This window comes from Streptomyces sp. NBC_01571 (genome assembly GCF_026339875.1).
Lineage (GTDB): Bacteria > Actinomycetota > Actinomycetes > Streptomycetales > Streptomycetaceae > Streptomyces.
This window is the reverse complement of sequence record NZ_JAPEPZ010000001.1, coordinates 4339593-4359739: the sequence shown is the minus strand read 5'-3', so window position 1 is coordinate 4359739 and position 20147 is coordinate 4339593. Positions and strand designations below refer to the sequence as shown.

Sequence of the window (20147 nt, the reverse complement as noted above, 5' to 3'; positions counted from 1 at the left end):
GGCCTCGGTGGTGCCGGTGTCCGTGGTCCCCGGTCCCCGGGGCCGGTTCACTCCGCCAGTCGCCGGGCGAGTACGCCCAGTTCCGCCGCCCGCAGCACCCGCCCGCCGAAACCCGGCAGCGGCACGTGCAGCGGCTCGATCCACCGTCCGGGGATGCCGTCCGCCCCGTACACGGCCCCCGCCAGGCCGCCGGTGACCGCGGCGACGGTGTCCGTGTCGCCGCCGAGGTCGACGGCAGCGCGGAGGGCACCCTCGTAGGAGTCCGTGTTCCGCAGCGCCCAGACGGCGGAGCCGAGGCACGGCCACACGGCGCCGTTGAACTCGGTCGCCCGGTCGGGATGCCAGTCGTCGGCGAGAACGGCGGCGTAGCGGGCCCGGTGGTCCGGGTGCACGGCCCGCAGGGTCGCGGGTACGGCGGTGAGCGGATCGCCGCCGTCCAGCGCGACCCGGACCAGCTCGTGGAACACCGCGGTGCCTTCCCAGGCCGCGCGGTCGCCGTGGGTGAGCGCGGCGATGCGCCGGGCGGCCTCCATGGTGGCGTCCCGCCCCTGCCGCGCGAAGTACACGGCGGAGGTGGCCCCTCGCATCAACGACCCGTTGCCCGCCGCCCGTTGGCTCACCTGGAAGTGCAGTCCGGCGGCGAGGTCCCAGGGGTCCCCGCTGCCCAGCACGGCTTCGGTCTGCAGGCCGATGTCCTTGGGCTCCGCGGCCGCCCACCGCTGGAACCTCCGGAAGACGTCGGGGAGTTCGAGACCGCCCCGGTCCAGCAGCGACTCCCCGACCAGCACGGCCATCTGGGTGTCGTCGGTGGCCTCGCCCGGCTCCCACCCTCCGCCGCCGCACATCTCCCCGCCGTGGCCGGGCTGCGGGAAGCGTGCCGAGAACGCGCCCTCGGGGCCGAACTCGAAGGGCGCGCCGAGCGCGTCGCCCACGGCGGAGCCCAGGACGCTGCCGAGGGCTCGGAGTTCACGGGGTCCGGTCATCGGGGCGGCGTACGGGCTGTCCGGGGAGGGTGGGTCAGTGTGGTGTCGGGTGGTCGGGTGCGCAGCCGCGGAGTGTGTGGGCGATGACGTCGTCGAGGTCGGCGTCGAGGGTGTCGGGGGGGAGGGTGCCGCTGACGGCGAGGCTGGCGAAGCCGTGGAGGGTGCTGAACATGGGGACGGCGATGGCTTCGAGCGGGGCGTCGCGGACCTCGCCGGTGCGGCGGCCTTCCTCGATGAGCCGGGTGGCGAGTACGGCCATGCCCTGGGAGGCCTGGACGAGGGCTTCGGAGGCCGCGGGGTCGTGCTTGATGGAGAACATGAGGTCGAGGAGTTCGGCGTTGGCGGTGGCGAAGCCGACGTAGGCGCGGGCGAGGGCGCCGAGGCGGTCGGCGAAGGAGTCGCCCGCGGTCTCCTGTGAGGCGGCCAGGGTGGTGCTCAGGCGTTCGAAGCCGGTCAGGGCCAGCGCGTCCAGGAGGGCCTGCTTGTCCTTGAAGTGGCGGCTCGGTGCGGCGTGGCTGACGCCCAGGTCGCGGGCGAGCTCGCGCAGCGAGAGCGTGGCGGGCCCCTTCTCCCTGAGGGTCTCCTCGGCGCGGGCGAGCAGGGCGGCGCGCAGGTCGCCGTGGTGGTAGGGGCGGGGGCGGGTCTGCATGGGCGGGAGTCTATCCGGTATGTGACCGGCGACAACATTGTTGGCATCGCCAGCATTGTTGTCGTTGACATCATTGTTGGCGACGCCTACATTGAAGGCATGGCTACCAAGGACTCGGCTGTCGAGCAGAGCAAGAAGAAGTGGAGCGCGGGTGACGTCGGTGACCAGACCGGCCGCACCGCCGTCGTCACCGGCGCCAACAGCGGGCTCGGCATCGCCACTGTCGACGCCCTCGCGCGGGCCGGCGCCCATGTCGTCCTCGCCGTGCGGGACCCGCAGCGCGGCGAGGCCGCCGCCCGGACCGTCCACGGCAGCGTCGAGGTGCGCCGGCTGGACCTGGCGGACCTCGCCTCCGTCCGTGAGTTCGCCGCGTCATGGCGGGGCGACCTCGACCTTCTGATCAACAACGCGGGCGTCATGAACATCCCCGAGGCCAGCACCAAGGACGGCTTCGAGATGCAGTTCGGGACGAACCACCTGGGGCACTTCGCCCTGACCAACCTGCTGCTGCCGCACATCACCGACCGCGTGGTCACCGTGTCCTCGGGGGCCCACCGGATTCCCGGCAGCACCCACATGCACTTCGACAACCTGAACCTGACGGGCGAGTACGCGCCCATCACCGCCTACGGCCAGTCCAAGCTGGCCAACCTGCTGTTCACCCTGGAGCTGCAGAGCCGGCTCGCGGCGGCGGGATCGCCCGTACGCGCGCTGGCCGCGCACCCCGGCTGGGCCGCCACCGGTCTCCAGGGCCACGACGCCAGCGTGGTGCGCCGCGTCCTGATGGCGGTGGGCAACCGGTTCGTCGCCCAGGACAACAGGGCCGGCGCGCTGCCCACGCTGTACGCGGCCACGCAGGACCTGCCGGGCGCCAGCTATGTCGGACCGGACGGGTTCGGCGGGATGCGCGGCGGACCGACCCTCGTCGGCCGCTCGGCCGCGGCCAGCGACCCGGTCTCCGCCGTCCGTCTGTGGCGGGCCTCCGAGGAGCTGACCGGCGTCATCTTCCCCCGGCTGGGCGAGGCCGCGCGGAGGGTCATGGCAGGGAGCTGAGGCCGGGGTCCGCCCCTTCCCGTCCGGCCCGGACGGGAAGGGGCGGCAGGGGTCAGGCGCGGGCGGCCTCCGGGTGCAGCCGCAGCCACCCCGCCCAGGCCGAAGTGATCATGTCCTGGACGTCGTACCGCGCCTTCCACCCCAGTTCCCCGCGGATGCGGTCGGCGGAGGCGACGACCCGGGCCGGGTCGCCGGGGCGGCGCGGCGCGGTCACCGGAGGGCGGTCGTAGCCGGTGGCCGCGTTGATCAGGTCGATCATCTCGCGGACCGAAACACCCTCGCCGCGCCCGATGTTGAGGGTCAGGTCCCGGCCGGGTGACGCGTCCAGCGCGCGGGCCGCGGCCACATGGGCCTCCGCGAGGTCGACCACGTGGATGTAGTCACGGACGCACGTCCCGTCCGGCGTCGGGTAGTCGTCCCCGAAGACGCGCGGCGGCGCGTTCTGTGTGAGCTTCTCGAAGACCATGGGGACGAGGTTGAAGACGCCGACGTCGGCGAGTTCGGGGGTGGCCGCGCCCGCCACGTTGAAGTAGCGCAGGGAGGCGGTGGACAGGCCCGTCGCCCGGCCCGTCGCGCGGACCAGCCACTCGCCCGCCAGCTTCGTCTCGCCGTACGGGCTCATCGGCACGCACGGGGTCTCCTCCGTCACCAGGTCCCCTGCGGCGGCCGACGGCGTCCCGTACACCGCGGCCGAGGACGAGAACACGAAGGAGCGGACGGAGGCCGCTGTCACCGCCTCCAGCAGGACCCGCAGCCCCTCGACGTTCTCCCGGTAGTAGTGCAGCGGCAGGTCCACGGACTCGCCGACCTGCTTCTTCGCCGCCAGATGGACCACGCCGGTGACGGCGTGCTCCGTGAGCGTCCGGGCCAGCAGCCCCGCGTCCAGGGTCGAGCCGACCACCAGCGGTACGCCCGCGGGCACCCGTTCCGCGATGCCCGTGGACAAGTCGTCGTAGACCACGGCCTGTTCGCCCGCATCCCGCATCGCGCGCACGACGTGCGCCCCGATGTAACCGGCGCCGCCGGTGATCAGCCAGGTCATGGACGGTAGTCCTCTCGTCGGTGGACCGGTGAGGGTGCCGGTGCCGGTGTCGCCGGTCGTGGATCGGCGGGGTGGCCGTGGACCGGTGACATGGTCGCCCTTCAGTGAAGCAGGCGGTCGAGGCGACGGCGCACCACTTCGGTCATTCCTCGCCATCCGGGCGCCAGCCGCAGTGCCAGCGCTCCCGAGTGGGTGCGGTACGGCTGCACCAGGAGCACGCCGTACCGGGTGTCCGGGACCGCGCGGCGGCGCAGCAGACCCGGGCCGCCGACCGCGTGGGCGCTGACGTCCCGGTGCGCGCCGTCGCGGAAGTGGAGCCGCAGCCGCAGGTCCCAGGTGCCGTGGCCCAGCGCCGACAGGTCCACCGGTGTCTCGGCCGTCCAGCTGCACCGGTCCGGGTCCGGCGCGAGGGCGACCCTCAGGCTCGGGCCCGTCCGTCCCTCCTCCCGGTGCGAGAACGTGACGTCCACCGCGGCCGGTCCGGCCTGCGCGATCCGCCCGTACAGGTCGTGCAGGCGCAGTCGCAGCAGGGCCGCACGCGCGCGTGGCCGCAGTTCGGCGTCGACGGCGGCCGGCAGCGCGTGCGCCGGCCGCAGCAGGAGGTGGTCCAGCGTCACCTGGGGGAGGTCGTCGGACCAGACCGGTGTGCCGTCGGCGGCGCGCGCGTACGGCGGGCGCAGTCGTGCGGGGCGGGCGGCGAGTTCCTTGAGCCGGGGGAGGTCGCGGGGGCCGGGGGCGGCCAGGACGACCCGGGCGATCAGGCGGCCGGGGGCGGTCGGGTCGACGGTGAGGTCGGCCGCGTCGAACGACTCCAGGTGGGCGCGGGTGAGGTCCCACCACGCACGCCGGTACGCGGGGGTGCGCAGCTCCAGCTCGCGGGCGTAGAGGCGCAGTTCGTGGTCGAGGAACCTGGCGTGCGAGGCACGTGCGAGGCGTTTCTCGCCGGCGTCGAGGAGGATCGCGTGGGCGGCCCGGCCGGCCTCGGTCCTGGCCCGCCAGTTGTCGATGTCGGCGCGGTCGAGCGAGATCGACAGCCGCTCGGCGGTGCGCCGTACGTGCCAGACGTACACGGTGTCGGGGATCAGCGCGACGCGCGGCCCTGCGGCCAGCACCCGCGCGGTGAACACGAAGTCCTCGTAGGGGTGGCGGCCTTCGGGGAAGCGGACGCGGTGCTCACGCAGGAAGTCGGTCCGGTACAGCTTGTTGACGCAGAGGGTGTCGTGGACCAGGCGGGGCCGTCGGGAAGGGTGGGGGAGCACGGCCGGTTCGGCGTAGAGCGCGCGCTGCCACGGGGTCTCGCGCCCGGAGGGCAGTTCGCGGCGTACGCACAGGCCGGCCGTGACCTCGGCGCGCCACTCCAGGGCCGCGCCGAGCAGCGCGTCGACCGCGCCCGGCGGCAGCACGTCGTCGCTGTCCAGGAACATCAGGTACGGGGCGGTCGTCTCGTCGATGCCGTCGTTGCGGGGGCTGCCGCAGCCGCCGCTGTTCTCCCGGCGGCGGACGACCCGCAGGCGCGGCTCGCCGGCGGCGAGGCGGTCGAGCAGGTCGGCGCTCCCGTCGGTCGACCGGTCGTCGACCGCGAGCACCTCCCGGACGGCCGGGCCCTGCGCGAGTGCCGAGCGCACCGCGTCCGTCACGTGGGCGGCGTCGTTGTACCCGATGGCGACGACACAGACCTGCGCGTGCTGAGGCTTCATGGATTCACTGGCCGAAATCGTAGGTGATGGCAGATATGTTCCGTTGAGAGGTGTTCAGTGTCCGGTCGGGGAGACGGTGGGAGCCGGCTGCGGGCCCCGGACGGGCGCGGAGGGCTCGGGTCGTTGCGCCGCGGGGAGGCCGGAGCGCCACAGCCGGGTGAAGGACAGCGCGGCGGCCGTCGCCAGCAGACCGTTGCGTACGAGCATCAGCAGGCAGCCCGTCCAGGTGCTCCGGGTGACCTCCTCGTACAGACCGGGGTAGACCACGGAGCTGACCGCGGTCGCCGCCACGATCAGTGCGGCGACCGGCCGCTGGGTGGTGTGACGCGAGGTCAGGCAGACGGCGGACAGGCCGAGCAGCCACACCATGTACTGGGGGCTGATCACCCGGCTGGTCACGGTGAACAGCAGCACGGCGGCGAGCGCCGCGTCGTTCGGGGTGGCGAGCGTCCAGCGGCGCGCGCGCACCCGCCACAGCAGCAGGAGCCCCAAGCAGACGACCGTGAGTGCGAGCGAGGCCGCCGCGACCGTGGGGACGTGCGGGCCGACGAACTCCATCGCGCCGTACTGGTAGCGGACGCTGCCCTGCCAGCCCGCGTGGCGCGCGAAACCGAGGACCGTGCCGCCGAGCGACTCGATCTGCACGCCCCGGCCGCCCTGCTGGCGCAGGAAGTCGAAGGGGTCGCTGAAGGCCGCCGTGAGGACGGCGAGCAGGACGGCCGCCGCGAGAGCCGCCGACGTCCAGGCCTCCCGGGTCGTACGGCCGCGCGGTGTGCCCAGCAGGGCCAGTGCGGGCCAGACCTTCACCAGGGCGCCGCACGCGGCGAACACGCCGCCCGCGCGCGGGGAACGCGGCAGCGCCAGCAGGGAGATCACCGCGAACGCCGTGACCTGTACGTCGTAGCGGGCGAGCGGCACGTGCAGCAGCAGCGGCAGGCCCAGCGTCCACAGCGTCGCGCCCCGCAGGCTGCGGCCCGCCCGGGAACCCGCGCGCACGAGTGCCACGGCGATCACGGCGTCCGCGAGGAGCGTGAGGGCGACGAAGGCCTGCGGGTACGTCAGGCCAGGCAGCAGGGCGGGCGAGAGCAGAACCGCGCCCGCGCCCGGCGGGTACTGCCACAGCCGGTCGCCCACCGGACAGGCGCCGTGCGACAGGACGCCGTACCAGCGGAAGTACAGATGGCTCACCTCCCGCGAGACCCCGCCGCCGCCGAGCACGGCGAGGTCGTCGTGCGCGAGCAGCCACAGCATCAGGGCGCGGGTGACGGCCCAGACCGCGGCGAGGGAGAGCAGGCGGTGTCGGGGGCTCAGGTAAACGCTCATCAATGCCGGATCGTAAGCTTCCTGAATGCCTCAGGGGCGGCGATACGCCGTCAGGACCCTTTAAAGGTTGGCTAATAGTATTAAATCGGTCTCACGGTGAGGGTGTTGATGAAGCGGTCCGGAGCCGGCCGTCCGGTGGTCGTCGCGGAGGTCGTGGCGGTCCTGCTGCCCGTGCTCGTCATGTTCGCGCTCGGGCTCTGGGGGCTCGACCGCGGCGGCATGTGGCGCGACGAGGCGGCCACCTTCCAGGTCGCGCGGCGCTCGCTTCCGCAGATCTGGCACCTGCTGCACCACGTGGACGCGGTGCACGGCCTGTACTACCTCTTCATGCACGCCGTCCTCGCCTCCGACCCCGGTGAGGTCGCGCTCCGGCTCCCCTCGGTCTGCGGCGCCGCCGCCGCCGCGGGCCTCGTCGCCGCTCTCGGCGTCCGTCTGTGCCGCCCGCGGGTCGGCCTGTGGGCGGGGCTGCTGTACGCCGTCACCCCGATGGCCGGGCACTTCGCTCAGGAGGGCCGGTCGTACGCGCTGGTCGCGGCGGGTGCGGCGGGGGCGACGCTGCTCCTGGTCAGGGGTGTGCGGTCGGCGGGGACGGGAGTGTGGTGGGGGTACGGCGCGACGGTCGCCGTCACCTGTCTGCTGCACGAGTTCGCGGTGCTCCTGCTGCTCGCGCACGCCACGACCCTGGCCTCGGCCCGGCTGTCGCGCCGGGTCTGGCGGCGCTGGGGGCGCGCGGCCGGAGGGGCGGTGCTGGTGCTGTCGCCGCTGGTCCTGGTCTCGCACGGGCAGTCCGGGCAGGTCGCGTGGCTGACGGCGCCGGACTGGGAGAGCGTGGACCGGCTGCTGCGGGAGTTCGCCGGACCGACGCAACCGGTCTTCGTGCCCTACCTGTTCCTGATCGTCCTCGGGGTGCTGAGGCCGGTGCCGCGCGGGGAGGTGACCCTCGCGGCGGTCGCCGCGCCACTGATGGTGCTTCCGCCCGCGGTGCTGATCACGGTCTCCCGCTTCTGGCCGCTGTACGACGAGCGGTACGTCCTCTACTCCCTGGCGGGGGCGCCGCTGCTGGCCGCCGCCGGGACGGACCGGCTGGCGCGGGCGGTGGCACGGCCGTGGGTGCGGTGGACGGGGGCGGGATCCCCGTGGACGGCGCGGACGAGGACGCGGCTGCCGGTGGCCGCCCTCGCCGGAGTCCTCGCGGTCGCGCTCGCGCTCACCGCCCAGTTCCCGCTGCTGTGCCAGGACCGCGCCCCCGGCCGGCGCCCCGACAACCTCGCCGCCGTCTCCGCCGCCGCCGGGCGCGAACTGCGCCCCGGAGACCCGGTGTTGTTCCTTCCCTCGCTCGCGCGGCGGTCCGCGCTCGCCTATCCGAAGGGTTTCCGCGGGGCACGGGACGTCGCGCTCCGGGCCTCCGCGACGGCCTCCGGGACGCTGTACGGCGAGGAGGAGGGCCCTGCCGAACTGCGCCGCAGGCTCGCCGGACTCGACCACGTGTGGCTGGTCGCCGCGCCGTTCGCGCTGCGGCCGGGCTGGCACCCGCACACCCCGACCGAGCGGGTCAAACTCGCCGTGATCGGTGCGGAGTTCACCCTGCGCGAGCAATACGCGCGCCGGGGCATCACCCTGCGCCTGTATGTGCGCAGCCCGTCGGCGGACGATCCGGGGACCGCCCTCCGGCCGGTCTGGCGCAGATCTGGCGCGGGTCTAGTGCCGGCCTGATGCGGGGTCCGGCGCTTCCTTCCGGGCCGCGTCGTCCAGCGCGGCCGTCAGCCGGTCCAGGCGGGACTGCAGGTCGAGGATCTCGCCGAGTTCGAAACCCGTGGCGGCGGCGATCCGGCGTGGCACCTGCAGGGCGCGCTCGCGCAGGGCGGTGCCCTCGTCGGTGAGGTGGACGTGCACGGAGCGCTCGTCGAGGGCGCTGCGCTCACGCCGCACCAGACCGGCCGTCTCCAGCCGCTTGAGGAGCGGCGACAGGGTCCCGGAGTCGAGCCGAAGGTGTTCGCCGACCTTCTTCACGGGCAGCTCGCCGTGCTCCCACAGCACCAGCATCACGAGGTACTGCGGGTAGGTCAGCCCGAGGTCCTTGAGGATCACCCGGTAGACGCCGCCGAAGGCGCGCGACGCCGCGTTCAGGGAGAAGCAGATCTGCTGGTCGAGACGGAGGTAGTCCCCGTCGGACGGGGCCTGGGGGCGCGGGGTAGGCATGGCGGTCATGCCTACAGGATAGCTTCTCGCCCATCACTAAGTTGTGTGCAATTGAATTGCGTGCTCTAATCAACTCCGTGAGGCGGCCGGACCGGCCGCTCACGACAGGACATTCACCTGAGAGGGATGGTCTCCATGGACGCGCTCTACACTGCTGTCGCCACCGCCACCCACGGCCGTGACGGTCGTGCCGTCAGCTCCGACGGCAAGCTCGACCTCCAGCTGGCCGTGCCGGTGGAGATGGGCGGCAACGGGCAGGGCACCAACCCCGAGCAGTTGTTCGCCGCCGGTTACGCCGCCTGTTTCGCCAGCGCCCTCGGCCTCGTCGGCCGCGCGGCGAAGGTCGACGTCAGTGAGGCCGCGGTGACCGGCGAGGTCGGCATCGGCAAGCAGGGCGAGGGCTTCGGCCTCGCCGTCACGCTGCGCGTCGAGCTCCCCGACTCCGTGGACCAGGCCACCGGCCGCAAGCTGGTCGAGCAGGCCCACCAGGTCTGCCCCTACTCCAACGCGACCCGCGGAAACATCCCGGTCGAGCTCGTCGTCGAGTAGTACCGCGCCGTGCGACCCCACCCCGTGCCCCGCGCCTGCGAGGGGCACGGGGTGTTCCGTGCGCCCGGCCCTCGCCGCCCCGCGGCGTCGGACAGGCCCGCGCCCCCTGCGCTTCACCTCATCGGGTGACCCTGGTGTCCGTGCGCAGCGGTCCCGGCACCGTGTCCAGGCCCCGCACCCGTGGTCGGCCGGCCTGTTCCAGCAGCAGCGGGAGCCCCACCACCGGCAGCACCCACACCAGCACGATCAGCCGGTCCCCGTAGATGGTGATGTCGGGATGCCCGGCCTGGTTGAGGACGCCGGTGAGCGCGCCCGCGAGCAGGAGGACGGCGAACGCCGGACGCCGCCGCCCCACCCCCCAGGCCCCGGCCGCCAGGGCCGCGAGGACGAACGGCTCCCACAGCTCGCGGCGCAGCCACTCCACCCAGAAGTCGGCTTCGAGATGCAGGAACTCCGGCCACAGGCGGGTGCGGTCCGGGACGGCGAAGTGCCCCGTGAGCAGGTCCTGGAGGCTCTCCGACTCGGACGGGTAGCGCAGCGCCCGCGCCGCGAGGACCGTGACGACGACCGCCCCGGCCGCCACCGCGCCGATCCCCCTGAGCGCCGGCGTGAGCCCGCGCAGCGGCCGGCGAAGACCCCTGCGCCGCACACCGATCACCGCGCACGCGCCCGTCAGACACAGCCCGAGGAACAACGCCTGCGAGTGCTTCACCGTGAAGAGCGCCGCCAGCGAGCCCCCGACCAGCAGGGTCCCGGCCCGCGCACGGCCCTCCAGCGCCAGCGCGCAGCCCCACAGCGCGGCCAGCGTCAGGTCCAGCAGCAGGCCCTCGGTCATCGGACGCATCGCGGTCGTGCCGCACGGCAGGACGTAGAAGAGCGCCTGCCCGGTGAGGGCCGCGACGGTGGGGGCGCGCAGGGTGCGCAGCACGAGGAAGGCGAGCACGCCCCCGGCGACGGTGACGAGGACGCTCGACACCCACACGCCCCACGTCACCCCGAGGACCGTGACGAACGGGGCCAGCAGCGCCGGATACCCGGGCCGCGCCTCGAAGATCCGCATGAAGCGCGCCGACATGAACGGCACCGTGTGCCCCGAGGTCTGCCCGGCCCGCAGCCGCTTCGACACCCCCTGCCACTGCTCGCGCCGGCACTCCTCGAAGACCCGCCGGGTGGGGCTCGGCGCGTGGAAGCGCAGCACGTCGACGCTCTGGTCACGGCGGGCGAGGGAGGCCCTGCCGGTACAGACGTAGTCGATGGTGAGCGCGGCCGCCTCGTGCTTGCCCGCGCCGCCCAGGCTCAGCGCGTACGAGAGGTAGTTCTTGCTGTCGGGGGTGTCCCGGCCGGTCACGTTCGCGAGTTGCAGGACGGCGAAGACGGCGGCCAGGACGATCACCCAGAACCGCGCGGGCCTGGAAAACGGTAGAACGTCCACCGGGGCGCTCACGACGAGGTGAGGACGTCGTGCTCCGCCTGCGCGGGCACCTGGACGGAGGGCGCCGCTCCCTCGACGTGCTCACCGAGCATCAGCGTCCGCACCACCCGCTCGGCGGCCCGCCCGTCGTCGAACGAGCAGAACCGCGCCCGGAACCCGGCGCGCAGCCGCGCCGACTCCGCGTCCCGCCACGCCCCGGACGCGAACAACCGCGCGAGCTCCCGGTAGGAGCGGGTCACATGACCCGGTGCGTCGGCCGTGATGTCGAAGTACGCGCCCCGGCTCGCCGCGTACGCGCCCCAGTCGTCGGCGTGCACCACGATCGGCCGGTCCAGGTTGGCGTAGTCGAACAGAAGGGCCGAGTAGTCCGTGACCAGCACGTCGGAGGCGAGCATCAGCTCCTCGACGTGCGGCTCGTCCGTCGCGTCGACCACGACCCCGCGCCGGTGCAGCTCGGACAGACCCGCCCCGCGCGCCGGACCGTCCGCCAGCGAGGGATGCAGACGTACGACGAGGGTGTGGCCCTCGCCGAGGTCGTCGGCGAACCGGGCGAGATCGACACGCTCGACGTGGCCGCCCCGGACGTAGTCGCGGCGCGTCGGCGCGTACAGCACCACCCGGTGGCCGGCCGGGATGCCCAGACGCGCCCGGACCGGCAGTCCGTCCCCGGGCCGCGCCCGCACGAGGAGGTCGTTGCGGGGGCTGCCGGTGCGCAGCGAGGTGAAGTGGCAGGGGTAGGCGCGGTCCCAGACCAGCTCGGAGTGGCGGTTGGCGACCAGGCTGTAGTCCCAGCGGTCCGCGCGCCGCAGCATCTGCGGCACGTCGAAGCCGTACCGGGCACCGGGTTTGCCCAGCAGGTCCGCGCCCATGTACTTCAGCGGTGTGCCCTGGTGGGTGTGGATGTGGACGCTGCCCTCGCGCTTGACCAGGGAGCCGGGCCAGTTGACGTTGTTGACGAAGTACGTCGCCCGCGCGGTCACCCGCCGGTAGTCGAGCGAGTCCGGGGTGACGTGCTCGACACCGGGCGGCAGCAGCGCCACCTGGTCCGCGCGCACCACCCACACCCCCCGGATGTGCGGCGCGAGTTCACGGGCCGCGCGGTAGACGGCACCCGGGTCGCCGAGCACCCCGCGGTGCGAGAACGCCGAGTACACCGCCAGGCCGGGGTCCAGCGGCCGCAGTCCGTGCGCCGCGGACCAGCCGCGCTTGATCCGGGTGACCGCGGCCGAGCGCGCCTGCTGCCCGCGCCGGGCCAGCTCCCCGCCGGCCCGGGCCGCCTGCCGCCCGGCCCGGTAACGCGCGTAACCGCCCAGCAGGACACGCAGTTCGGGCGGCACGGGGCCGCTGCGGTGCCGGCGGAAGAGCGCGGCCGTCCGCTCGAAGAACTCGCCCTTGTCGGAGGCGGGCAGCCGGTCCGGCTTGGCGAGGATGTCGAGACAGTGCTCGCCCATCTTGCGGTGCAGATACGGGCGCCAGCGCGCCAGCTCCGGGCGGGAGTCCACGAACGCGAAGACCCGCTCGTACTGGTCGTGGATGTCGAAGTGCTTGCGGCTGGTGGTGGACAGGATGTTGCCCTGGCGCCGCTGCCGGTAGTTCAGACAGATCCGGTCGAGCGTGGCGATCCGCTCGGCGCTGAGCATGACCGGGAAGGTCCAGGGCGTGTCCTCGTAGTAGCCGGGCGGGAAGGTGAAGCCCTCCCGCTCGACGAACTCGCGGCGGTAGACCTTGTTCCACACCACCATCAGCAGTTCGAGGATCTCCGGGTGCTCGGCGGCCCGGAAGGTGCCGTCGCCCGCCTCGGACAGCAGATGGGCGAGGACGTTGCGGCGGGTCCCGCCCCACCAGTAGGTGCGCGCGTAGTCGAACACGAGCACATCGGGGCCTTCGGGGCCGTCGGTGCCGGCGATCTCGTCGAGGCGGTCGGCGATGGCGCGCAGGGCGCCCGGCGTGAGCGTGTCGTCGCTGTCCAGGAAGAAGAGGAACTCCCCGCCGGCGTACGGGATTCCGGCGTTGCGGGCCCGACCGAGGCCCACGTTCCGCGGCAGGTGCAGCACCCGCACGCGCGGGTCGCGGGCCGCGTACTCGTCGAGGATCGCGCCGCAGCCGTCCGGCGAGCAGTCGTCGACGGCGATGACCTCGAGATCCGTGTACGACTGCTCCAGGACCGAGTCGAGGCACTCGCGCAGAAACCCCTGCACCTTGAAGACGGGGACGATGATGCTGAAGCGGGGCACGTCAGCTCCTTACGAGGGTGGACGCGGCGGGAGCCGGCAGGCGCTCGGCGAGCGGGATCACCGGGGGGACCGCCTCGGGCGGCTGGCCCAGCAGCACTCTGCGGACGACCCGTTCGGCGGCCTGCCCGTCGTCGAACGCGCAGAACCGCTCCCGGAAGCCGGCCCGCAGGGACCGCGAGGAGCCGTCCGCGTAGGAGCCGTCGCGGAACACCCGTGCGAGCTCCTCGGGGGTACGGGCCACCGGCCCCGGCGGCGCCTCGAGCAGGTCGAAATAGACGCCCCGCGTGTCCCGGTACACCTCCCAGTCGTCCGCGTACACGACGATCGGACGGTCGAGGTTGGCGTAGTCGAACATGATCGACGAGTAGTCCGTGATCAGCGCGTCGGCGGCCAGACAGACGTCCTCCGAGGAGCGGTGCCGGGTCACGTCGATGATCCGGCCGCTGCCCGCGCGGCCGCCGTCGTCGTAGAAGTAGTGGGCGCGCAGCAGCACGACGAAGGAGTCGCCGATCTCCTCGCAGAACGCCTCCAGGTCCAGCCGGGACTCGAATCCCGTGCTGTAGTCCCGGTGCGTCGGCGCGTACAGGAGGGCGGTCCTGCCCTCGGGCACGCCCAGCTCCGCGCGTACCCGGGCCACGTCCTCGGCGGTCGCCGTGCAATAGACGTCGTTGCGCGGATAGCCGTACTCCAGGGCCTCGTACGTGCCCGGGAACGCCCGCTCCCACATCTCCGTGGAGTGCCGGTTGGAGGACAGGTTGTAGTCCCAGCGGTCCACCCGGGTCAGCAGCTTGGCGAAGCTGCCGGTCGCCGCGGCCACCACCGGGTACGTCGACTGGTCGACGCCCATCTTCTTCAGCGGGGTGCCGTGCTGGGTCTGCAGATGCACACTGCCGGGGCGCTTGACGACGCCGTCCGCGAAATTGGCGTTGTTGATCAGGTACTTGGCGCGCGCCAGCACCTCCCAGGAGCGGGCGCTGCCGATCACCGCGTGGTCCACGCCCGCCGGCAGCCCGTCCACCGCGTCCGCCTCGACCAGGAACACCCCCCGGATGTGCGGGGCGAGTTCACGGGCCTTGGCGTGGATAGCGGCCGGATTGCAGGCGTAGCCGCGGCCCCAGTAGGCGCAGTACACGGCGAGGTTCTCGTCCAGCGGGCGGCGCAGCTGCGCGGCGTACCGCGTGCGGGTGCGCAGCAGCCGGGGGCGCGGCACCTTTCCCCAGAGCCTCGGCAGCCGCTGGTTGGCACCGCGCAGCGCACGGAAGGCGCTGTAGGCACCGGCCGCCAGCAGCCGGTGCTGCACCCCGATCCGGCCCGCCGGGGGGCGGAACCCGGCCGGGCGGTGAAGTCGGTAGAGCCTGCCCGCACGGCGGAAGAAGGCCCGGCGCCGGCTCATCGGAAGCCGCCTGGGATGGGCCGCCGACTTCAGCACCGCCGTGAAGAGGTCGGTGAACAGCGCCCTCGTCCGCTCCTCGGACAGCCCCTGTCCGGCGGCCCGCCCGAGCACCAGGTCGACCTGGTCGAGCAGGTGGAACTGGTGCTCGCCCGGCTCGTTCAGCCGGCTGCCCTGCCGGCGCAGCAGATGGCGTACGAGGACCGAGCGCAGCACCGCCATCCGCTCGGCGGCGACGTTCACCAGACCGCCCCAGCCCAGGTCCGTGAAGTGGCCCTGGGGAAAGGAGAGATGACGCTCGCGCAGGAAGGCCCGGCGGTAGGCCGCGCTCCAGGCCGGCAGCAGCACACCGGTCAGCCGCGGTGCCCGGTCGGGCGCGAAGACCCCCTCGGGTGTCCGCGGGAGCGGGGGCGTGCTGGTCTCGACCTCCCACCAGTGGACCCGCTCGTGCGCGAAGTACAGGACGTCGGTCTCCTCGCGGAGCCCGCCGTCCAGGGCCCCCAGCGCGCCCGGCACCAGGACGTCGTCACCGTCCAGGAAGAGCAGATACGTGCCGGCCGCCGCCGTGATCCCGGTGTTGCGCGCCGCGCTCAGCCCGTCCGACGGCGGTGAGTGCACCGCGACGACCCGGGGGTCGCGCGCGGCGTACCCGGCGACCACCTCGCCCGCCGGCGAGTCCGGCGCGTCACAGACCGTGATCAGCTCGAAGTCGCCGAAGGACTGGCCGAGGACCGAGTCCAGTGCGAGGGCCAGCCGCCCGGCGACTCCATGGGTGGGGACGATGATGCTGAAGCGGGGCATTCTGCTCTTTCTCTCACAGGGAGCTGAGGGCTGGGGGTGTCATCGCCCCGGCCGACCGGCGGGGCGCCAGGTGGCGGGCCGGGACGGTGTGGGCCGGGAGGGGCTGGAGGGCATGCCTGCTCCGGTTCAGAGGGTCTCGGTGACGGGGACGGGAGAACCCGGCGCGGGCACCGTGGCGAGAGACGGCACGGGGTGGTCCTGGGCGGCCGGCGGCACCGGGCGGCGCTCGGCGAGCGGGACGGCCCGCGGCAGCCCGCCGCTCTCGCCCAGCACGACATGGCGCACCACCCGCTCGGCGGCGAACCCGTCCTCGTACGGGCAGAAGCGCTCGCGGAACGTGGCCCGCAGCTGCGCCGAGCGGGAGCCGCGCCAGTGTCCGCCCGCGAAGATGTCGATCAGTTCGTCCTCGCTCCGCGCGACCTCGCCCGGCGGGAAGGCGCGCACGTCGAAGTAGGTGCCGCGGGAGGCCTCGTACGCCTCCCAGTCGTCCGCGTGGATCACGATCGGCCGGTCGAGGACCGCGTAGTCGAACATCAGGGACGAGTAGTCGGTGACCAGCGCGTCCGAGGCGAGACAGAGGGACTCGACGCTCGGGTGGTCTGAGACGTCGATGATCCGGCCCCCGGGGACGGCGGTGAGCGGACCCGCGTACGCGTGGTGGGCGCGGGTCAGCACGACGAAACGCGGGCCGAGGCGGCGCAGGACGCGCTCCAGGTCGAGGGTGAGGCGCTGGGTGCGCCGGTAGTCGCGGTACGTCGGCGCGTAGAGGACCGCGACGGTGTCCGCGGGGATGCCCAGGGACTCGCGCAGCCGTGTGACGTCCGCCGAAGTCGCCCGGTGGAACACGTCGTTGCGGGGCAGACCGTACTCCAGCGTGGTGAAGGCGGCGGGGAAGACGCGCTCCCACACCAGGGTGGAGTGGCGGTTGCCGGACAGGCAGTAGTCCCACTTGTCGGCACTGCGCAACAGCTCGGCGAAGTCCGTGCCGCGGGCGGCGGCCGGGCGGTCCTGCAGGTCGAGGCCCATGTGCTTGAGCGGGGTCCCGTGCTGGGTCTGGATCATGATCTGGCCGCGCCGCTTGACCAGCCTGCGGTCGAAGTTGACGTTGTTGACCAGGTACTTGGAGCGGGCCAGCGCCGTCCAGTACCCGGCCGACCCCGGCCGCAGCCGGCGCGTCGACGGCGGGACCGTGTGGTGGTGTTCGGGGTGCGCGATCCACGCGGTGCGGATGTGCGGCGCGAGATCGCGGAACGCGGACTCCAGGGCGCCGGGGTTGCAGCCGTGACCGCGCCCCCAGTAGCTGGAGAAGACGGCGCGGTCGGCGCGCAGCGGGAGGCGGAGCTGCACCCGGTAGTGGAACTGGAGCGCCGCGCCGCGCGCCCTGCGGAGCAGTTCCTTGGTGCGGCACAGCGTCCTCTTGTGAACGCGCGAGGCCAGCGACAGCAGCCGGTACGTGCGGTGGTTGCCGAGCCGGACCAGACCGTGCCGGACGCGGGTACGGAGGCGGACCGGCGCGCCCGGCGCACGGTGGCGCCGGTAGTGGGCGCGGGCCGCGCGCAGGAACTCGGCGCGGGTGCCGCGCGGCAGCCGGCCCCGCTTGGTGAACACCGTCGAGAGGTGGTCGACCATGCGGCGGAACAGGACCGGGCGCCAGTGCTCCAGTTCCGGGTGCGCGTCGAGGTGCGCGAAGACCCGGTCGTACTGGGCGAAGATGTCGAAGTGCTTGCGGCTGCTGGTGCCGAGGATGTTGCCCTGGCGGCGCTGGCGGTAGTGCACACAGACCCGGTCGAGGGTGGCGATCGTCCCGGCGGAGGTCAGCACCGGGTACGTCCACGGCGTGTCCTCGTAGTACCCGGGCGGGAAGGTGAAGCCCGCCCGTTCGACGAACTCCCGCCGGTACGCCTTGTTCCACACCACCATCAGGACCTTGAGCAGCCCCGGCCGGTCGTCGAGCCGGAACGGCGCCGGGCCCTCCTCGGTGAGCTGCGCCGCGAACTGGTTGCGGACCGCCTCGCCCGACCAGTAGGTGCGCGCGTAGTCGTAGACCAGGACGTCCGGTTCGCCGGTCTCCTTCAGCCGGTCGGCGATGGCGTGCAGGGCGCCCGGTGCGAGGGTGTCGTCGCCGTCCAGGAAGACCAGGTAGTCGCCGGTGGCCTGTTCGAGCCCCGCGTTGCGGGCGTGTCCCAGGCCCACGTTCCGCGGCAGGTGCACGGGACGGACGCGGGCGTCACGGTCGGCGAACTCGTCGATGACCGCGCCGCAGGCGTCGGGCGAACAGTCGTCGACGGCGATCAGTTCGAGGTCGGGAAAGGACTGCTCCAGCACGGATTCGAGGCATTCGTGCAGGTACGCCTGAACCTTGTACGCGGGGACGATGACACTGAACCTGGGCAACGGACATCCATGGGTCGGCGCGGGCATACTGCCCGGCAACGGCCGAAGGGGTGACTTGGTTACGCCAGATGTGGCATATGGGGGACCCCGGGTGAACGCCGAGGGGCGAACCGGTGTCCGGCCCGCCCCTCGATCCGCCCGCTGTACCACTACTTGACCGCGCCCGCCATCACGCCGGACACGAACTGCCGCTGGAACGCGAAGAACACGGCCAGCGGGATCACCATCGAGATGAAGGCGCCCGGTGCCAGCACGTCGATGTTGTTGCCGAACTGGCGTACCTGGGTCTGCAGGGCGACCGTGATCGGCTGACTGCCCGAGTCGGAGAACACCAGCGCGACCAGCATGTCGTTCCACACCCACAGGAACTGGAAGATGCCCAGCGAGGCGATCGCGGGACCGCCGAGCGGCATCACGACCCGTACGAACAGGCGCAGTTCACCCGCGCCGTCCAGCCGGGCCGCCTCCAGCAGCTCCCGCGGGATCTCCGCGAAGAAGTTCCGCAGCAGGAACACCGCGAAGGGCAGGCCGAAGCCCACGTGGAAGAGGATCACCCCGAAGATGGTGCCGAAGATGCCGATCTTCCCGAAGAGTTCGGCGATCGGGATCAGCGCCACCTGCACGGGGACGACCAGCAGGCCGACCGTGCCGAGGAACCACCAGTCGCGGCCCGGGAACTCCATCCAGGCGAAGGCGTAGCCCGCGAGCGAGCCGATCACCACGACCAGAAGGGTCGCCGGCACGGTGATCAGCACCGTGTTCAGCAGCGAGTTGGTGATGTCGCTGTTCTCCAGGAGTTTCTGGTAGCTGTCCACGGTGAGCTGCGAGGGCTCGCTGAACACCTTCCACCAGCCGGACGCGCTCATGTCCGCCGGCCTGCGCAGCGAGGACAGCAGCAGCCCGATGGTCGGCACCAGCCAGAACAGGCCGACGAGCAGCAGGAAGACGCGTAGGATCCCGCCGCTGACGCCGTTCGCGAGGCGGGAGCCGAGCGAGGTCCTGGCCTTCTCCTGGGCGGTGACGGGCGTGGTCTTGGTGACCGTGCCGGCGTGTGTGGTCATCGCCGTACCTCCCGCCGGAGCCGTCGGATGTTGAACAGCATCACCGGGATCACGAGCAGCAGCAGGAACACCGCGATGGCGCTCGCTATGCCCGGCTGGTCCTCGGAGAAGCCCTTGCGGTACAGCTCGAGGGCCAGCACGTTGGCGTCGTCCTGGGACGAGCCCGGCGCGATGATGAAGACCAGGTCGAAGACCTTCAGGACGTTGATCATCAGGGTGACGGCGACGACCGCGAGCACCGGCGCGAGCAGCGGCACCGTGACCCTCCTGAAGACCTGCCACTCGTTCGCGCCGTCGACCCGGGCGGCCTCCAGCAGCTCCCGCGGCAGGCCCGCGAGCCCCGCCGCGATCAGCACCATCGCGAAACCGGCCCACATCCAGATGTACGAGCCGATGATCGCCGGGGTGACCAGGGACGGGCCGAGCCAGTCGAGGCCGTTGTACGGCTCCTTGAAGTTGCTCGCGGGGAGCCGGAGCCGGGCCCCGTCGGCCTGGGCCGGAAGCGTGAACGTGCCGTTGTCGCGCACCTTCGTGGAGGCGACCACCTTGCCGTCCTTGACGGCCTCGACCTTCATGCCGGCGTAGCCCAGCTCGCTCGGGTCGACCTGTCCGAGCCTGCCGACGCCCTTGCCGCGGGTGAAGTCCTGCCAGGCCGTACCGGTGACCTTGCCCGGCTCGACGGCGGCCCGTACGGCCTTCTTCGCGCTGCCGGGCATCTGGTCCGGGGCGACGCCGACGAGCGGGAGGGCGACGGACTGCCCCGCCCGGACGGGCTGACCGGTGAGGAACCCGCCCTTCTCCGGCTGGAGCGGCGACTGCCGCCCCGGGTGGGCCTTCGGGAACGCGGACGATTCCGCGAACGTGTCGTGGACCCCGACCCAGACCGCGTTCGCCACGCCCTTGTCCGGGTCCTGGTCGTACACGAGCCGGAAGATGATCCCCGCGGCGAGCATCGAGATCGCCATCGGCATGAAGACGACCAGCTTGAACGCCGTGCCCCAGCGCACCCGTTCGGTGAGCACCGCGAAGACGAGACCCAGGGCGGTCGCGACGGTGGGCGCGAACACGACCCAGATGACGTTGTTCTTGAGCGCGGTGCGAATGCCGTCGTCCGTGAACAACGCCTTGTAGTTGTCGAATCCGGCGAAACCGTCACCGGACTGGTTGAGGAAGCTGCGGACCAGCGAGTACCCGATCGGGTAGACCACGAGCGCGCCGAGCAGCACGAGGCAGGGCAGCAGGAACAGCACTGCCACGGCCCTGCGGGTACCGGTCACGCTCTTGCGCCGCGTTGCCGCGGGAGGGGTCGGGCCGACCCCTCCCGCCGTTGCCGACGTCAT

At 72.7% G+C, this 20147-nt stretch carries 15 protein-coding genes; 3 read left to right on the top strand and 12 right to left on the bottom strand.

The window, feature by feature from the left end; translation table 11 throughout:
• Positions 1-47: 47 nt before the first annotated feature.
• Positions 48-983 carry an ADP-ribosylglycohydrolase family protein gene (locus tag OHB41_RS19520; protein WP_266699508.1) on the bottom strand — a complete coding sequence of 312 codons (936 nt, stop codon included), beginning with the start codon at positions 981-983 and terminating at the stop codon, positions 48-50.
• Positions 984-1017: 34 nt separating this feature from the next.
• The gene (locus tag OHB41_RS19515) at positions 1018-1632 is read right to left on the bottom strand and encodes a TetR/AcrR family transcriptional regulator (RefSeq protein ID WP_266699507.1); all 615 of its coding nucleotides are present in this window, start codon (positions 1630-1632) and stop codon (positions 1018-1020) included.
• A 99-nt stretch (positions 1633-1731) separates the two neighbouring features.
• Between OHB41_RS19515 and OHB41_RS19510 the strand changes: the two genes are divergently transcribed.
• Positions 1732-2685, top strand: coding sequence for an oxidoreductase (locus OHB41_RS19510; RefSeq protein ID WP_266699506.1), 954 nt, complete (start codon positions 1732-1734; stop codon positions 2683-2685).
• A gap of 52 nt (positions 2686-2737) precedes the next feature.
• On the opposite strand, the gene galE is transcribed toward OHB41_RS19510, so the two are convergent.
• The 3 genes from galE to OHB41_RS19495 all read right to left on the bottom strand — a co-directional run bounded on the left by galE (position 2738) and on the right by OHB41_RS19495 (position 6747).
• Positions 2738-3727: a UDP-glucose 4-epimerase GalE gene (galE, locus tag OHB41_RS19505; RefSeq protein WP_266699505.1), complete on the bottom strand. Its 990-nt coding sequence runs from the start codon at positions 3725-3727 to the stop codon at positions 2738-2740.
• A 101-nt stretch (positions 3728-3828) separates the two neighbouring features.
• Positions 3829-5424 carry a glycosyltransferase family 2 protein gene (locus OHB41_RS19500; RefSeq protein WP_266699504.1) on the bottom strand — a complete coding sequence of 532 codons (1596 nt, stop codon included), beginning with the start codon at positions 5422-5424 and terminating at the stop codon, positions 3829-3831.
• Between the two features lie 54 nt (positions 5425-5478).
• Entirely contained in the window at positions 5479-6747 is a 1269-nt protein-coding gene (locus tag OHB41_RS19495) for a glycosyltransferase 87 family protein (RefSeq protein WP_266699503.1), read from the bottom strand.
• A gap of 108 nt (positions 6748-6855) precedes the next feature.
• Between OHB41_RS19495 and OHB41_RS19490 the strand changes: the two genes are divergently transcribed.
• Positions 6856-8460: a glycosyltransferase family 39 protein gene (locus tag OHB41_RS19490; RefSeq protein ID WP_266699502.1), complete on the top strand. Its 1605-nt coding sequence runs from the start codon at positions 6856-6858 to the stop codon at positions 8458-8460.
• On the opposite strand, the gene OHB41_RS19485 is transcribed toward OHB41_RS19490, so the two are convergent.
• Positions 8446-8955 carry a MarR family winged helix-turn-helix transcriptional regulator gene (locus tag OHB41_RS19485; protein ID WP_266699501.1) on the bottom strand — a complete coding sequence of 170 codons (510 nt, stop codon included), beginning with the start codon at positions 8953-8955 and terminating at the stop codon, positions 8446-8448. The two genes, OHB41_RS19490 and OHB41_RS19485, sit on opposite strands and share 15 nt — an antisense overlap.
• Positions 8956-9081: 126 nt before the next feature.
• Here OHB41_RS19485 and OHB41_RS19480 point away from each other — a divergent pair, with 126 nt between their 5' ends.
• Positions 9082-9495, top strand: coding sequence for an organic hydroperoxide resistance protein (locus OHB41_RS19480; protein WP_266699500.1), 414 nt, complete (start codon positions 9082-9084; stop codon positions 9493-9495).
• 118 nt (positions 9496-9613) lie between these two features.
• Here the strand turns inward: OHB41_RS19480 and OHB41_RS19475 are convergent, their stop codons facing one another.
• The 6 genes from OHB41_RS19475 to OHB41_RS19450 all read right to left on the bottom strand — a co-directional run bounded on the left by OHB41_RS19475 (position 9614) and on the right by OHB41_RS19450 (position 20147).
• Positions 9614-10927 carry a hypothetical protein gene (locus OHB41_RS19475; RefSeq protein WP_266699499.1) on the bottom strand — a complete coding sequence of 438 codons (1314 nt, stop codon included), beginning with the start codon at positions 10925-10927 and terminating at the stop codon, positions 9614-9616.
• A gap of 8 nt (positions 10928-10935) precedes the next feature.
• A complete protein-coding gene (locus OHB41_RS19470) occupies positions 10936-13161 on the bottom strand; it encodes a bifunctional glycosyltransferase/CDP-glycerol:glycerophosphate glycerophosphotransferase (protein WP_266699498.1) in 2226 nt (741 codons plus the stop codon).
• 1 nt (position 13162) lies between these two features.
• Positions 13163-15352 carry a bifunctional glycosyltransferase/CDP-glycerol:glycerophosphate glycerophosphotransferase gene (locus tag OHB41_RS19465; protein WP_266699497.1) on the bottom strand — a complete coding sequence of 730 codons (2190 nt, stop codon included), beginning with the start codon at positions 15350-15352 and terminating at the stop codon, positions 13163-13165.
• A gap of 126 nt (positions 15353-15478) precedes the next feature.
• Positions 15479-17746, bottom strand: coding sequence for a bifunctional glycosyltransferase/CDP-glycerol:glycerophosphate glycerophosphotransferase (locus OHB41_RS19460; RefSeq protein ID WP_266699496.1), 2268 nt, complete (start codon positions 17744-17746; stop codon positions 15479-15481).
• 149 nt (positions 17747-17895) lie between these two features.
• Positions 17896-18807: a carbohydrate ABC transporter permease gene (locus OHB41_RS19455; RefSeq protein WP_266699495.1), complete on the bottom strand. Its 912-nt coding sequence runs from the start codon at positions 18805-18807 to the stop codon at positions 17896-17898.
• The gene (locus OHB41_RS19450) at positions 18804-20147 is read right to left on the bottom strand and encodes a carbohydrate ABC transporter permease (RefSeq protein WP_526024939.1); all 1344 of its coding nucleotides are present in this window, start codon (positions 20145-20147) and stop codon (positions 18804-18806) included. The genes OHB41_RS19455 and OHB41_RS19450 overlap by 4 nt, the downstream gene beginning before the upstream one ends.

Coding starts and splice junctions, on each gene's coding strand:
- OHB41_RS19490 (WP_266699502.1), top strand. CDS start 6,856: ATGAAGCGGTCCGGAGCCGGCCGTCCGGTGGTCGTCGCGGAGGTCGTG.
- OHB41_RS19450 (WP_526024939.1), bottom strand. CDS start 20,147: ATGACGTCGGCAACGGCGGGAGGGGTCGGCCCGACCCCTCCCGCGGCA.
- OHB41_RS19495 (WP_266699503.1), bottom strand. CDS start 6,747: ATGAGCGTTTACCTGAGCCCCCGACACCGCCTGCTCTCCCTCGCCGCG.
- OHB41_RS19485 (WP_266699501.1), bottom strand. CDS start 8,955: ATGACCGCCATGCCTACCCCGCGCCCCCAGGCCCCGTCCGACGGGGAC.
- OHB41_RS19465 (WP_266699497.1), bottom strand. CDS start 15,352: ATGCCCCGCTTCAGCATCATCGTCCCCACCCATGGAGTCGCCGGGCGG.
- OHB41_RS19510 (WP_266699506.1), top strand. CDS start 1,732: ATGGCTACCAAGGACTCGGCTGTCGAGCAGAGCAAGAAGAAGTGGAGC.
- OHB41_RS19515 (WP_266699507.1), bottom strand. CDS start 1,632: ATGCAGACCCGCCCCCGCCCCTACCACCACGGCGACCTGCGCGCCGCC.
- galE (WP_266699505.1), bottom strand. CDS start 3,727: ATGACCTGGCTGATCACCGGCGGCGCCGGTTACATCGGGGCGCACGTC.
- OHB41_RS19500 (WP_266699504.1), bottom strand. CDS start 5,424: ATGAAGCCTCAGCACGCGCAGGTCTGTGTCGTCGCCATCGGGTACAAC.
- OHB41_RS19455 (WP_266699495.1), bottom strand. CDS start 18,807: ATGACCACACACGCCGGCACGGTCACCAAGACCACGCCCGTCACCGCC.
- OHB41_RS19520 (WP_266699508.1), bottom strand. CDS start 983: ATGACCGGACCCCGTGAACTCCGAGCCCTCGGCAGCGTCCTGGGCTCC.
- OHB41_RS19480 (WP_266699500.1), top strand. CDS start 9,082: ATGGACGCGCTCTACACTGCTGTCGCCACCGCCACCCACGGCCGTGAC.